Here is a 13053-nt window from a genome sequence, read left to right as displayed (position 1 = left end):
GTGCGAGCCGGCGTCGGTCGGCTAGAGAGCGGGAAAGGTCTGCATCCACAGGATCTCGAGGGTCCGGTGGACGATCCGCCACCCTTCGGGGCGGCGCTCGAGGCGGTCGACGAAGAATCCCGTCTGCATGAGGTTCCATCCCGCGCCGTCCGTCATTCCGGAGTGGGTGTGCAGGTGCTGGGTGCGAGCGGTGGCGGTGTCGCCGTCGATGTCGACGGCGGCGAAGCCCTGGAAGTGCTGCCAGTTCTCGAGCCCCGACATCGTGCCTCCCGGCCCGCGCATCGTGGCGATCAGTGTGCGGTAGTCGATGTCTGCGGCTGCGCCGCCCGCGCGGTAGTCGAGGACAGCGTCGGGGGAGAAGACGACATCCCACTGCTGCTGGACCTCGTTATCCCCGTTTTCGTGAAGGTCCTGGCCGAAGGCGTATTGGACGATCAGATCCTGAATCGCGAGACGGTCGAGGACGTATTGAAGGGCGGCGGGGTCTGCCGCGTCCGTGATGCGTGCCATATCGTCCACCCCCTCAGCCGCGTACCCGGGTAGCGCGCCACGCTGCAAGCGCGAGGATGGCGGCGACGACCAGTCCGGCGACCGCGATGAGCACGGTGGGCGTGGCGCCGAGGCCGCTCACGAGCAGAACGCCGCCCACCGCAGCACCAGCAGCTTGACCGACGTACGTGCCCGTCGAGTTGAAGGAGATCACGACGCTCGCCATGGTCGGGTGCAGGCCGGTGAGCATGTGGTTGTTCGGGGCCACGAACGCCCAGCTGCCCACTCCACCGAAGAACATCGCGATCAGCACCACGACAGGTGAGCCGGCGAACGCGATGACGGCCAGCGCCGCCGCGAGCACGGCGATGCCGAGGGCGGAGGTCGGCCCCGCGCCGATCCGGTCGGTGAACCATCCGCATCCGAAGGCGCCGACGGCGCCTCCGACGCCCCAGATCAGCAAGGCGATCGCGAGTGTTCCACCGGAGATCCCGGCGATGGTGTGCACGATCGGAGCGATATAGGTGTACACGAGGATGCCGGATCCGGTGGCGACCGCCGTCACCAGGACGACCAGGACGACTCGCGGGTCTCCCATCACGCCGAAGCGCCGGCGGAGGGGAACGACCGCCTCGCCGGCGAGGTGGGGGAGGACGACGGACAGGGCGATGAGCGCTACCAGGCCGACTGCGGCGACGAACAGCAGGCTGGCCTGCCAGCCGAGCTGCTGTCCGATGGCTGTTCCCACAGGCACACCGAACACCGTGCCCAGGGCGATACCGCCGAGAGTGATCGAGAGGGCGCGACCGCGGGCCGCCGATCCGGCGAGAACCGTCGAGACCGCGTTCGCAGTGGGCGTGAAGCTGGCCGCCCCCAGTGCGCACAGGACGCGCGTGACGAGAAGGACCGCGAAGGTGGGCGCGAACGCGCCGGCGGCGTTCATCACGACGAACACGGCGAGGCCGATCGCTATCAAGGCTTTCCGTGGTACCCGGTGAGTGAGCACCGAAAGGAACGGCGCGGCGATGGCGTAGGTGATCGCGAAAGCGGTGACGACCTGGCCGGCCGCGCCTTCGGAGATGTGAAGCCCGCTGGCCAGCTGGGGCAGGATCCCGGCCAAGACGAAGGAGTCGGTTCCGATCGCGAAGGTGCCGACGGCCAACAGGACGACGGGAAAGACCCAGTGATCCGGCCGCAGGCTCTGCTCGGGGGAGCGGATCTGAGAGGTGGTGTGAATGGTCATGCCATCATGGTGCTGCCGCTATTTATCCTGGTACAGATTGTGATTATGCTGGTATGAATGCCACCAGGCTTCCCGCCGTCAGGAGTGATGACATTGTCCGATGTGATCCAACGCCATGAACTCGCATCCTTTCTCCGCGCCCACAGGGAAGCCACCGACCCCGTCTCGGTGGGCCTTCCTCGAGGCCCTCGACGGCGGACGCCCGGATTGCGGCGCGAGGAGCTCGCGCAGCTCTCCGGTGTGAGCGTGACCTGGTACACCTGGTTGGAGCAGGCGCGGGAGATCGGGGTGAGTCGGCAGGTCATCGAAGCGCTCGCCCGCGCGCTCCGCCTCGGCCGAGACGACCGGGACATGCTGTTCACTCTCGCCGGCCTGGCATTGCCGACGGCGGCGCCGGAGCCTCCCCAGGTGAATGACGCACTGCGACGGCTCGTGCAGACCATGCAACCGAATCCGGCCTACGTCACGAACGTGTGGTGGGACGTCCTGGCCTGCAACGACATGTACGCGGAGCTCCTCGGCGGGTACGACGAACGTCCCGTCGCTGAGCGCAACATCCTCTGGCTCACCTTCACCCAGAAGCGGTCGTGGAACCTGTTCGTGGATTGGGAGGCCGAGGCGCGCCAACTGGTGGGTCAGTTCCGGATCAACCTCGCCCAGCACCCCCAAGACCCACGCGGGGGAGAACTGCGTGATGTCCTGATCGGGGCGAGCCCCCGGTTCGCGGAACTCTGGCGCGAACAGCAGGCGCGGCGGTTCGAACCCGCCCGCAAACAGCTGCGCCACGATCGTCTCGGAGTCCTGCACCTCGACTACGTCAAGCTCGACGTCGCCGAGCAGAACGATCTCGCCATGCTGGTGTTCCTCCCGGCCGACGAGGAGACGGCGGAGAAGCTCGGGAGCCGCTTCATTCCGTATGGTGGCGTCCACGAGCTCGACGCCGGCTGAACCTGATGCCGTTGCGACTGGCGCGTGCTCAGGACGACGCGGGCGTGAACACCTCGAACGGGTTCCCATCCCGGTCTGCGACGATGGTGCGCATTCCGCCGGCCGACGGTGTCGGACCATCCAGAACGCGACCGCCTGCGCCCGTGAATGCGGCGACGGCCGCCTCGTGGTCGGCGGCCATGATCGTCGCAGCTCGGCGGTAGGGAGCGAGCTGCTCCGGCGTCCCCTCGATGAGCATGAAGGGGCCGACGATCGCCATGCGGAACTGAGGAAACTCCAGTCGGCGAACGTCGCCGGGGCCGGCGAGCGTCTCGTAGGCGGGCAGCGCCGCATCGAGGTCGGTGACCTCGATGCGGGACATCACGGTGTCGATGATTGCGGTCATGGCAACGAGGCTAAGAGGGGCATCACCCGCAGGGAAGATCAGAGTCCAGTACCGCTGATACCAGTGTGAGCAGCACCACCACCAGGAAATAGCGGGGGAGTGGCGCGTTGCGTCGCGACGAGCGAGCAATGGCCGCCGCACCCGCCGAGGGGTACCGTCCGGCTTGACGCCTCCGATTTCGGATGTCGGGACGTCCCGACCCGATAGGAGAATCTCATGGAACTCACGCTCGGTGTACTGGCGCTGCTCGAAGCGAAGCCCGACAAGGCGGCGGAAATGAGGGAATTCTTGATCGGGGGCAAAGCCGTGGTGGACCAGGAGCCGGGAACCCGCACCTGGTACGCCTTCCAGATCGACGACACCCATTTCGGCATCTTCGACACCTTCGCCGATGAGGATGCGCGGCAAGCGCACCTGAACGGCGCGATCCCACAGGCACTCGGCGAAGTGGGTCCGAATCTGCTGGCGAAGGACCCTGAGCTGAACACCGTCGACCTCCTCGCCGTCAAGCATGAGGGAGGCGACTGAGTCGTATCGAGCAGTGAGGGTGCGTGACCCCGAGCGCGCATTCCGCCCTGTTCGACGTGAGCCAGAGTCGGCAGGGGAGTTTGTGGTGGGTGATAGCTTCTGAGCGGACGGATGCGGCACATCCCTCCGCCGAGGACGTGCCCGGTCGACCCGGGCTCTCAGTGCACGCAGCAAAAGGGGGAGATGGTCTGCCATGGCGACATTCGGTGACGAGCTTCAGGTCAGGTCCAGAAGCGAGCTCCCGGTTCCGTCTGTAGACATGGCTGACGCATCGAGCCTCGAGGAGTTCCTTCTGTTCGATGTTCGCCTCGTCGTGCACCGCGGTCGACTGGGCGTCATTCTGGGCCAGGGGAGCATTCCTTCGTACGATGCTGCACTCATTGTGGCATCGGACGTATCGAGCGTTGATCTGGGTGCGACCACTCCGAAGGGGGCCTGGTACAACTGGACGCTCGGGGGAGCCACGGCGTCCACCTTCGGTGACAAGACCACCGTCACGCTTCATCCGCTGTTCAGGCAGCAGGGTGCGCTCCGCTTCACGGCGTCCGACGTGGAGCTCCGGCTTGGTACCAGCCCCGCCACACGGGGAGCCCCGGCCGATTACATCGCGGACACGGAGGAGACCATCTGGTCACAGAACCCCGGCTGGGGCTCGGAGTTCGTCGCGCTCGCAGCCACGCGGCTTCACACCATCAACTGAGGAGCCGCTCTCCAAGGTCCACTGCACGGCCATGCTCAACGACGTGGTTCAGCAAGAATTCGCTTGCCGCCCAGGATTGGCCGAGGCTACCCTGCCGACCAATCGCAGGCCAACCTGCTGACCAATTACAGAGCGATAGGAGAATGTCATGCCGTCACCAACGATCGTCCTCGTCCACGGAGCGTTCGCCGACGCCGCCAGCTGGGCGCCCGTCACCCGCCTTCTGCTCGATCGAGGCCACACCGTGATCGCACCACCTTTGTACATGCGGAGCCTCGCTGCCGACGCCGCATCCCTCCGGGCTCTCGTCGAGCACATCGACGGACCCGTCCTGCTCGCGGGGCATTCGTACGGGGGAGCGGTCATCACGATCGCGGGTGAGGCGGCCAACGTCGTCGGGCTCGTCTACGTCTCCGGCTACGCCCTCGATACCGGGGAGACGATCTCGAAGCTGCAGGGAGGATTCCCCGATTCAGAGCTCATCGCAAACCTCGTCTTCACGCCGTTCCCCATTCCGGGCCAAGAGGACGGCTCCGACGTCTCCGTGAAGATCGACGCGTTCCCGCACATCTTCGCCGCGGGCCTCGACGCGCGGGTCAGCGAGGTCCTCGCTGTCTCCCAGCGACCGCTGGCAGCATCCGTGTTCGCCGAAGAGGCGTCCGCGGCCGCATGGAAGACCAAGCCGGCGTGGGGGATCGTCTCGGCTGATGACCACACCATCAACCCCGACGTCGAACGGTTCGGCTACACCCGGGCCGGCATCGCCGACGTCACCGAGCTGAAGGCGCCGCACCTGGTCATGCAGACCAACCCGCAGGACGTCGTGGACGTCATCGAACGCGCCGTGGCCGGCAGTGGCGGCGCGCAGGGCTGACCCGGCGCTGCGCCGTCCTCTACTGGTGACGAGCATTATCACGTTGAGTAGAAATCCCCTCGCACGGAACGATGTCCGCCCCTATTAGCATGACTCGTTACCGGAACGCCCTTCTATCTGGCCCAGAACGCGTAGCTGGGTGGCTCTCCGTGCCGGCCGTGCGCTAGTGATGCCAATGGGGACGGGTCGCGAGGGCGATCGTCAGTGCCAACGTGCAGACTGTGTCCATGACGGATAGATCAACGGACTGGGACCCAACTTGTATCGTCGTCGTTTCCGGGCTGCCGGGCGAACTCTCCACTCCAGATAGCGATGGCCCGGTCTATCCTGCGACAACTCTGCCGTTCGTGAAGATCCTTCGCAGTGCGGGATACCCGGTCCGTTTGGAGACACCGGATCGCGTGCGCGAAGTTAGTCATCATGCTGCCGATCTCTGGCTCCCCATCGTGGACTTCGGGCTTCAGGTTCTCGCTGGTGGCGCGGGGAACGTGCTAGCCGACGTCCTGATGCGTGTGTTCGGCGCGAGCACGCGCGGTAGGACGACGGCCCATATTCGTTGGAATGTGCAAGGCCCGGACGGTTCAGTACACGAATTCGCATTCGACGGCGACGGCGAGACCGCAATCGACGCGGCCCGGAGCTTTGAGCGCAGCCTCGGGTATGGGGATGGTGCCCGTGGATGACGGCGCCAGTCGGCTTGCCGGCGTGCAACGACTGCTCGCTGAATATCGAATCGACCCGAATTCCGCGTCCGACGACGATTTGGTGGCGCTTCGGCGTAGCGCCCGCGCTGCCATCGATCGCCTGGATGATGAACCGGAGTTCGATGTCGCGCATCGGACTCTAGATGAGGTTGGTCAGCACATTCGGCACACTCGGCCCGAACTCTGCTTCTTTACTGAGAACGGCGACGACTACACCCAGGACTGCCCAGTTGCTCTGGGCCACATCCGGCTCGGCCTTAGCGTCGCCGTAGAGATCGAGGAAAGTCACTGTTCGATCTGCGAGGGGGACCTTTGGGAGTGCCCGCATATCCCAGGGGAACTGTACGACGGGAAGCCGGCGGTTCGAGTGATCACCAAGGCGAAATTCTTTGAGGTCAGCGTGGTGGAGCGTCCTGACTTCCCGGATGCGCGTATCACCAGCCGACCGGTAGCTCGGGCGGACGTAGAAGCCGCGTTCGGCGGTCCGCTACCGGCAGACGCCCGCCCGATTTGCGATCGCTGCCTGACAGCATGCCCAGGAATCCGCGAATCGCCTCTCCGGACCACTTAGCGAACCGATATTTGGTGGGAGAACTAGCGCTCGCGACAAAGTCACAGCGCGTGGGCTGCTGCCTGAGCGAGGAACGACCTGCGAGCCCTAGTGAACGTTGATGACTGCGCTCGGAATGGCCCGCAGCGACACCAAATATTGATCGCCGGCCGGAGTGAGCTTCCAGTAGACGGATTTGTCAGCTGCTGTCCGCTTCTTGGTTCCGATCGTCATCATTCCGAGGGCTCTGAGCTGGACGATGATTGCTCCCCATGACTTGTCGGAAATTTCCACGGATTGATCGTTCCATTCCCTGCTCCAGTCGCCGTCAGTGCCATTTTGAATCTCCAGAAGCATGTGGTTGTTGAACGTGTTTCGCAGCAACGGCTCAGGCGCTTCATCGATCATGAACGGGCCGAGCACTTCGAGAATGTCATCCCAGGTATAGGTGAGCGACCCGTCCTCAGAAGCCGACTTGAAGAAGAAGCCCTTGTGGACGACATGCAGTTCAATCTGGTCATCGCCGTAGGCGAAGCGTTCGTCAATCGGAATTAGCTGCGACGTGGAGTTCTCTGCTTCCTTTTTCTCAAACTGGGCGACTCTGGCTTTTAGCTCTGCGATTTCGGCTCGGGTTTCCGGAGTGAGGGCTTGGTCACCGCGTACCCATCCAGGTCGCGGGTTGGTCTTGATTAGGTGCATCAGGCCACGGGTGACCTTGGAACCGAGATCTTCAGCGTTGTCCCATTCCTTCGTCATTTTGCGCTGAACCTTTTTACGGAATTCGCCAAGCTTTTTGGCAGCGGCGTCGTTCTTGTCGGTTTTGCCCCAAGCGATCGCGTCGGGTTCCGAAACCACAAAGCCCATCACGGGGATGCCGAGCTGAACGGCGTAGTCGTACTCCATCTCCGTGTAGCTAATGCCTTCCTCGGTGGTAGATCCGTACCGACCGCCAAGGATCACTAGGTAATAGTCGCTCTGTTCAATGACGCCCTTGATGAGAGTCCACTGGTCGGTGTCGGCAGCGGGAAAAAGCTCCATGCCAGCCGGGAGACAGTCCATCTCAAGAAGAGCCTGCATCACTTCGCGGCGCTCGTCGACGAGGTCTGTGAAGGTTGAACTGATGAAGACTTGGTAGCGCCGATCCATGCGATCGATGCTATCGACGTTGATACCAGTGCGTCCTTCACCCGGACCTAGTCGGACCCGCGCGGAATCGTCACGCGACGAGGGCTGTCTTTTGGAATACTGAGGGTCGCGCACGCACCTAGCCAGGCGAGAAGCGCCTCGCCGGGTGCGCCAGGCAATAATGTGCGCTGAGGTGGATCGGCGCTCCGCCTGTCACGTGTGGGAAGGGATGCCATGGGGGCTGCGAAGGACGGGGGCGCGCCAAGTAGTGGGAAATCTGCTGCGGTCAGCAGCCCCTACTCGACAGGGGGCGGGGGAGTTACCTTCGAACGACGGGTTGCGGCTTCCTACCTAGCCGCGCTACTGAATGACGAAACGGGTCCAGGCCTCGGTGGGCGCCGGGTCGTTCAGGTCGCCTTTCAACAAGCCCCGACCGAGGCTGTCGATGACCTCGTCATCCGCGCACAGGATGCGGATGACGCCTCGCCGTCGTTCACTGTTGCGGTCGGCATTCGTCGACACCCGCGAATCACCACTAGCGATGAAGACACGCGGAAGCTTCTCGCCGATTACATTCGCTCGCTCGTCCAAGCGGAGAAGATTGGCTCCGACCAAGAGTATTTTTTGGTCGTTGCTGGACCGCAGACTGCGGCGGGTCAGCTTGCAGCGCTCTGCTCCTTAGCGCGAACGTCCTCTGAGGACGCTTACTTTCAGTTGGTCGCCGAGAGGGGAAGGTTCGAGCGAGCCGTTCGCATAAGGCTCGATCACGTTGTCAACTTGGTCACGGCGGCGCTCACCTCCCTCGGCCTTCCGAACGATCCAGGCGAATCCAGGTCGATGGTCTGGCGGCTGTTGCGCCGGCTGACAATTTTCCAGCCCCGGTACGAGGCGCCCGACCTCACCGATTGGGAGCAGCTAGTCAACGCGCTGCAGGATCGATCACGCGGTGGCAACCTCGAGGGGGCTCGCGCTCTGCGAGACCGGTTGGAGGCCCTGTCTGCAAGCTATGGGCCGCAGGCGGGAACGGTGGACCGGATGACCCTTCTTCGCGATGTCCGCGATTTGGTGAGCACTGATCTCACTCGATTCCACCGAGGGTGGACAACTCTCGTTGCGCAAGAGCAATTCGCGCGCGACTCCATTCGGTCAACGATCGGACAGACTTCCGAGTCGCCCGGCGTGCACCTCGAGCGCCAAGTGGCTCGAGATGCAATCCGAGCACTTCTTCGGACTGAAGAGACCGTTCTCGTCCACGGCGAGTCGGGAGCCGGCAAGAGCTCCCTCATCCTGAGCGCAATCGATGCCGAAAGGACGGTGAACCCCGACGCGTTCGACGCTATTTACTTGAATCTGCGGCAACTGCCGGATCTCGGTAGCCTCCTTGACATCTCACTTGGTGCCCCTCTGGCCGATCTCCTCTCGGTAATGAACGCGTCGACTCGCGTCATCATCATCGATGGGGCCGACTACGTTGCAGAAGCCTCTTCCACCTCGTTTGCTTGGGTGGTCCAGGCGGCGCGGGCAGCCAAGGTGAAGTTGGTCGCTGTTACCACTACCGATTCCATGGGTGCGGTTGAAGCGGAACTCGGCAACGCCGCCGAGGTAGTCGAGCACAGGGTTCATCCCCTCGACGATGCTGAACTTGAGGTAGTCGTTTCGGTAGCTAGAAGTCTTCGCGGTTTGCGCGCCTCCGAGCGATCGACCGAGCTTTTGCGGCGTCCCGTAATCGCTGACCTGCTTGCTCGTGCGAATGTAGGCTCTGGCGTCACGACGGAGACGGATGCGATGGCGCAAGTCTGGAAAGTCCTCGTGCGACGCAACGAGCGAAGTGACCATGGAGCACCAGAAGCTCGCGACCGAGTGCTGAAGCTACTGGCCCAGCACGCTCTCGGGGGACTGAATGACGACGAGGTGCTTGATCGTCTGGATCTCGACGTCGTAGACGCTCTCCGCCGTGATGGACTGCTTGGCCCGGCCTCGACGTCACCTTGGCAGCGGGTTCCGGAGTTCTTTCATGAGCAGCTGCGGCAATACGCGGTCGCCCAGGTTCTGCTGTCAAACGCAGATCCCGTCCTTGAGCTGATTGCCGCTTCTGCCCCGAGATGGGCGTTGCCCGCGGCTCGAATGGCTGTGCAGTTTCTTCTTGCGGCCAGCGAGTCGCCCGTAAACCCGGAGGCGGGACGATTCCAACGCCTGCAGAGCCAGTTCGACAAACTGCCGGAGGCCGGCTTCGGTGAACGCTGGGCGGACCTGCCTGCAGAAGCAGCGCTCCCGCTAGAAGGGGCAAGGCAGCTACTTGCTCCGGCTTGGTCGTCCCTCGTTGAGAATAGCGGCGCGGGTCTCGCGCGAGTGCTCCGTGTAATTCAGCAACGACACCGTTCAGGCGGCGTCGTCGACGGCGCTATTGCCGAGCCACTCGTGTCCTCGCTCCTGGAGCATGGCTGGCCGCGCGAGCTCAACAGGAAAGTCGAAGAACTAATCCGCGACTGGCTTAGGTCGCTTGTGATCCTGAAGGTGCCCGCAGGTAATGCGGTTCGCATAACCGTGCGGGAGCGGATCGCTGCGCGCGTCGTCAAGGCGGATGCCGAGGCCGAGGAGGTGGCGCAAGCGGCCCGGGAGGCACTGGCCGCTAGATCACCCGAGCAGATCGCTGAGCGCGACGCGCGAACGCGACGGATTCCAGCCATCAGCTCCGGCTCGCGCGAACGCCGGCGCAGAGCAGGTCGGCTACATCTTCCACGAGAGTTGACTGACGACGCGATCGTAGAACAGCTGGGATTGTTAGGCCCGGACCTCGGGGACACTGGTGAGACTCTTCTTCGGCGCATCGCCAAGAACGCGCCCGCGGATCTCCAGCCGGCAGTGGATGCACTGTTCGCGGGACGCTCTCTCGCGTCGTACAACCCCGCACTGCTCGTGGAGCTGGCAGAGGCGTATTACGTCGACGATGTCCATCCTGAGGACGATGAATTCGGCTGGGGGGGCAGAGAAGAAGGCGTCCGACCTCACGAATACTCAAACGGCGTCGTCCCCTTTAGTTCTGCTTTCCACGGCCCGTTCCTTGCCATGCTGCAGAGCGATTTTCTTGGAGGAATTGCCTTCGTCACCAGACTGCTGAACCATGCCGCCCTTTGTCGGATCAAGGGGTTCCGGCGTTGGCAAGCAGATGGTGACCCCCTTACGGATAACTCTGCGACATTGTCCATTACGGGCGAGGCGAGGTCCTACGTCGGCGATGCCAATGTCTGGTTCTGGTACCGCGGGGGTGGGGTCGGCCCGTATCCCTGCATGAGCGCACTTCAGGCGCTTGAAATAGTCGCCGACCAGCTGATCGCTGCCGGCATAACCCTTCCGCGACTTGTCGAACTGCTCATGGCGAACTGCGCCAACCTGGCCATGCCTGGCCTTGTGGTCGGCATGCTGGTTAGACACCTAGACTCCGTCGGCTCCCTTCTTGACCCGTACCTCGAAGAACCGAAGATTTGGGGGCTCGAGTTTTCACGGGTGGTACAAGAAAGCACCGGGCTCACCTTCGGGAGGTCGGACCATGTGGTTGCGCCAGAGCGGCGCCAATGGTCCTTCAGGGAAGTGTCAATGATGATGGCGGTGAACGCTGACACAGCGCGAGAGAAGGAACTCGACGCCGTCGCGGACCGGCTTACGGAGAATGCGCGGATTCAGCTGGACCTCAATCCCGATGAAGAACAGGAAGAGTGGGCTCGGCGCGAACTGGCATCTGTGCTCGGGTGGGCTTCAACGCTACGTCGATCATCTCTGCGAGTGACGCAAGCCGATGAGGGCGTGCTCATTGAGGGAACCGTTCCGGACATGGTCGCTGAAATCCTCGGGCCCAGCCAGACCCAGGCCCAACGCATGTCCGAAGCCTATGGACTCGTCAACAGATACGACTATGCACGACACTCTCTCTCTGGCCCGCCCGCTGTGGACTTGACGGATCTGCACAGCGATGTCACCACTGCGCGCGGGCTTGTTCGAACAGAAGAGTTCGACGGCGAAGTGATCGCCGAGGCGTGCTCAGCACTCGCCTGCTCCGTCCTTGAGAGGCGGTTCATTCGGGGTGACCTTGTGGACGATGGCGACTTGCTGTGGGCAGCCGAGCTCCTGCTCGACGTCGCATCAGATTTCGCTGCAGGGCCCGAGCACCCGGCCGACGAATTCGCGTACTTCAGCCACACTCCAGACATTGCAGCGAGTAGGGCCGTCGCGCTGCTCTTGCTACCCGAAGCAGATCAGTTGCGCCAGATGCTAAGCGGAAATCAAGGCGAAGCAGTCGAACGCGTCGTAGACGCTAATAGGTGGGCGGCCACCCGCGGCTCCCTTGATGGACGACTGGTCTGGTCGCGATCGCTTGATCATCTCTGGCGCTCGGAGCCCATCGACCTGCCGAACGGCGAGTCGACGCACACCCTGGCGTTTTCGCTCATTGAAGAGTCTCTAAGAGGTGCTGTGCTTGGCCCGTGGGACAGGGAGAGCCAAACCCGAGCGACCGGGCGTCTTGATGGTCCTCTTAATTTGGCACTCGCGGAGGCTTCACCCGGGGAGGTAATCGCTGAACGTCTCATCCCGGGAATACGCGGGCTTCAGCGACTTGCAATCCGCAACGACGCCATCGGTCGTCAAGGACTTCAACTCTTGACAGCACTGGTCACCAGCTACTGCGCAACGCGACGGATTGACGAGTTCGGACCTCAACACAGCCAAACGGACATGCTAACGATTGCCCGCGCTTTGCTGCTCCTCTCGGCCAACGGCAACCCAGGCCTGCTTTTTCGTATGCTTGAAGGCTTCATTGACCGCACTGACCTACTCGATGAGTTCATGGATTCGATCGCAGCCGCCGCGGAAGAGAACCAGAGTGCGGCAGATATAGCGATCGAGGTATGGCCGCGACTCATGAAGCACGCGATGGACCTCATGGACCTAGGCCACGTTCCAGTGGGTAGCGGCTTTCTGGCAGCGCGTGGCATCGCCTCGTTGATACCAAATATTGCCCACGACAACAGCTACTTGTTACGCGAATTGGACGCCACTCCAATCGTCTGGATCGACTACGACAAGATCGCGCCCCAGATACCCCGATGGGTACCTTATGGCGCCGGGCACCGAGAGAGCGTCGACCAACTTATCGCGTTCCTCCGGCTTGCCAGCATGGAATGCCAGGTCAGCGATGGACTTCCCTGGGTAGAAGAACTGGTTCGCGTCGACACCCCAGCGATCGCGGGCCACTCGTACTTCCTACCCGAGTGGCTAAGCGAAACGCGTTCCGCGGCGCGCGCAACGCCACAAGGCCAGAGTTGGCAGAGAATTGTTGACCATCTTGTGGTCGCCGGTGAGGAACGCATCTCGGGCCTAACGGACTGACGACCGTCTTTGATGTCGCGTGAAATCGGCCTTCCGGCTGGTAGTCGAGAGATGGCGCCGTGGATGTTCTGTCATCGCGCACCGTCGATCGCTCTACTCGAGCAGCATCGATCTCGCTGCCACGA

11 protein-coding genes are annotated in these 13053 nt (G+C 63.0%); 7 read left to right on the top strand and 4 right to left on the bottom strand.

Annotated features, from left to right (window positions below; all coding sequences use genetic code 11):
* Positions 1-21 precede the first annotated feature (21 nt).
* Both ABIC47_RS17415 and ABIC47_RS17410 read right to left on the bottom strand, forming a co-directional pair.
* A complete protein-coding gene (locus ABIC47_RS17415) occupies positions 22-510 on the bottom strand; it encodes a nuclear transport factor 2 family protein (protein ID WP_089875937.1) in 489 nt (162 codons plus the stop codon).
* Between the two features lie 13 nt (positions 511-523).
* Entirely contained in the window at positions 524-1732 is a 1209-nt protein-coding gene (locus ABIC47_RS17410) for an MFS transporter (protein ID WP_354482395.1), read from the bottom strand.
* Positions 1733-1789: 57 nt separating this feature from the next.
* Between ABIC47_RS17410 and ABIC47_RS17405 the strand changes: the two genes are divergently transcribed.
* The gene (locus ABIC47_RS17405; protein WP_354482392.1) at positions 1790-2680 is read left to right on the top strand and encodes a helix-turn-helix transcriptional regulator; all 891 of its coding nucleotides are present in this window, start codon (positions 1790-1792) and stop codon (positions 2678-2680) included.
* Positions 2681-2708: 28 nt separating this feature from the next.
* Here ABIC47_RS17405 and ABIC47_RS17400 read toward each other — a convergent pair whose 3' ends face one another.
* Positions 2709-3065, bottom strand: a complete 357-nt coding sequence (locus ABIC47_RS17400) for a glyoxalase/bleomycin resistance/dioxygenase family protein (RefSeq protein WP_354482390.1) — start codon at positions 3063-3065, stop codon at positions 2709-2711.
* Between the two features lie 216 nt (positions 3066-3281).
* Here ABIC47_RS17400 and ABIC47_RS17395 point away from each other — a divergent pair, with 216 nt between their 5' ends.
* The 5 genes from ABIC47_RS17395 (at position 3282) to ABIC47_RS17375 (ending at position 6442) form a co-directional block, all read left to right on the top strand.
* Positions 3282-3593 (top strand): putative quinol monooxygenase, encoded by a 312-nt coding sequence (locus ABIC47_RS17395; RefSeq protein ID WP_354482388.1) that lies wholly within the window; start codon positions 3282-3284, stop codon positions 3591-3593.
* Between the two features lie 259 nt (positions 3594-3852).
* On the top strand, positions 3853-4293 hold the full coding sequence (locus ABIC47_RS17390; RefSeq protein ID WP_354482385.1) for a hypothetical protein: 441 nt from the start codon (positions 3853-3855) through the stop codon (positions 4291-4293).
* A 148-nt stretch (positions 4294-4441) separates the two neighbouring features.
* Positions 4442-5167, top strand: a complete 726-nt coding sequence (locus tag ABIC47_RS17385; RefSeq protein ID WP_354482383.1) for an alpha/beta fold hydrolase — start codon at positions 4442-4444, stop codon at positions 5165-5167.
* Between the two features lie 227 nt (positions 5168-5394).
* Entirely contained in the window at positions 5395-5850 is a 456-nt protein-coding gene (locus ABIC47_RS17380) for a hypothetical protein (RefSeq protein ID WP_354482380.1), read from the top strand.
* The gene (locus ABIC47_RS17375; protein WP_354482377.1) at positions 5843-6442 is read left to right on the top strand and encodes an HK97 family phage prohead protease; all 600 of its coding nucleotides are present in this window, start codon (positions 5843-5845) and stop codon (positions 6440-6442) included. Before ABIC47_RS17380 ends, ABIC47_RS17375 begins: the two co-directional genes overlap by 8 nt.
* A gap of 87 nt (positions 6443-6529) precedes the next feature.
* Here the strand turns inward: ABIC47_RS17375 and ABIC47_RS17370 are convergent, their stop codons facing one another.
* Positions 6530-7567 (bottom strand): DUF4062 domain-containing protein, encoded by a 1038-nt coding sequence (locus tag ABIC47_RS17370; RefSeq protein ID WP_354482374.1) that lies wholly within the window; start codon positions 7565-7567, stop codon positions 6530-6532.
* Between the two features lie 213 nt (positions 7568-7780).
* Here ABIC47_RS17370 and ABIC47_RS17365 point away from each other — a divergent pair, with 213 nt between their 5' ends.
* Positions 7781-12928, top strand: coding sequence for an NACHT domain-containing protein (locus ABIC47_RS17365; protein ID WP_354482371.1), 5148 nt, complete (start codon positions 7781-7783; stop codon positions 12926-12928).
* Positions 12929-13053: the final 125 nt, after the last annotated feature.

Source organism: Leifsonia sp. 563, assembly GCF_040545055.1.
Lineage (GTDB): Bacteria > Actinomycetota > Actinomycetes > Actinomycetales > Microbacteriaceae > Leifsonia.
This window is presented reverse-complemented; position numbering and strand designations above follow the sequence as displayed.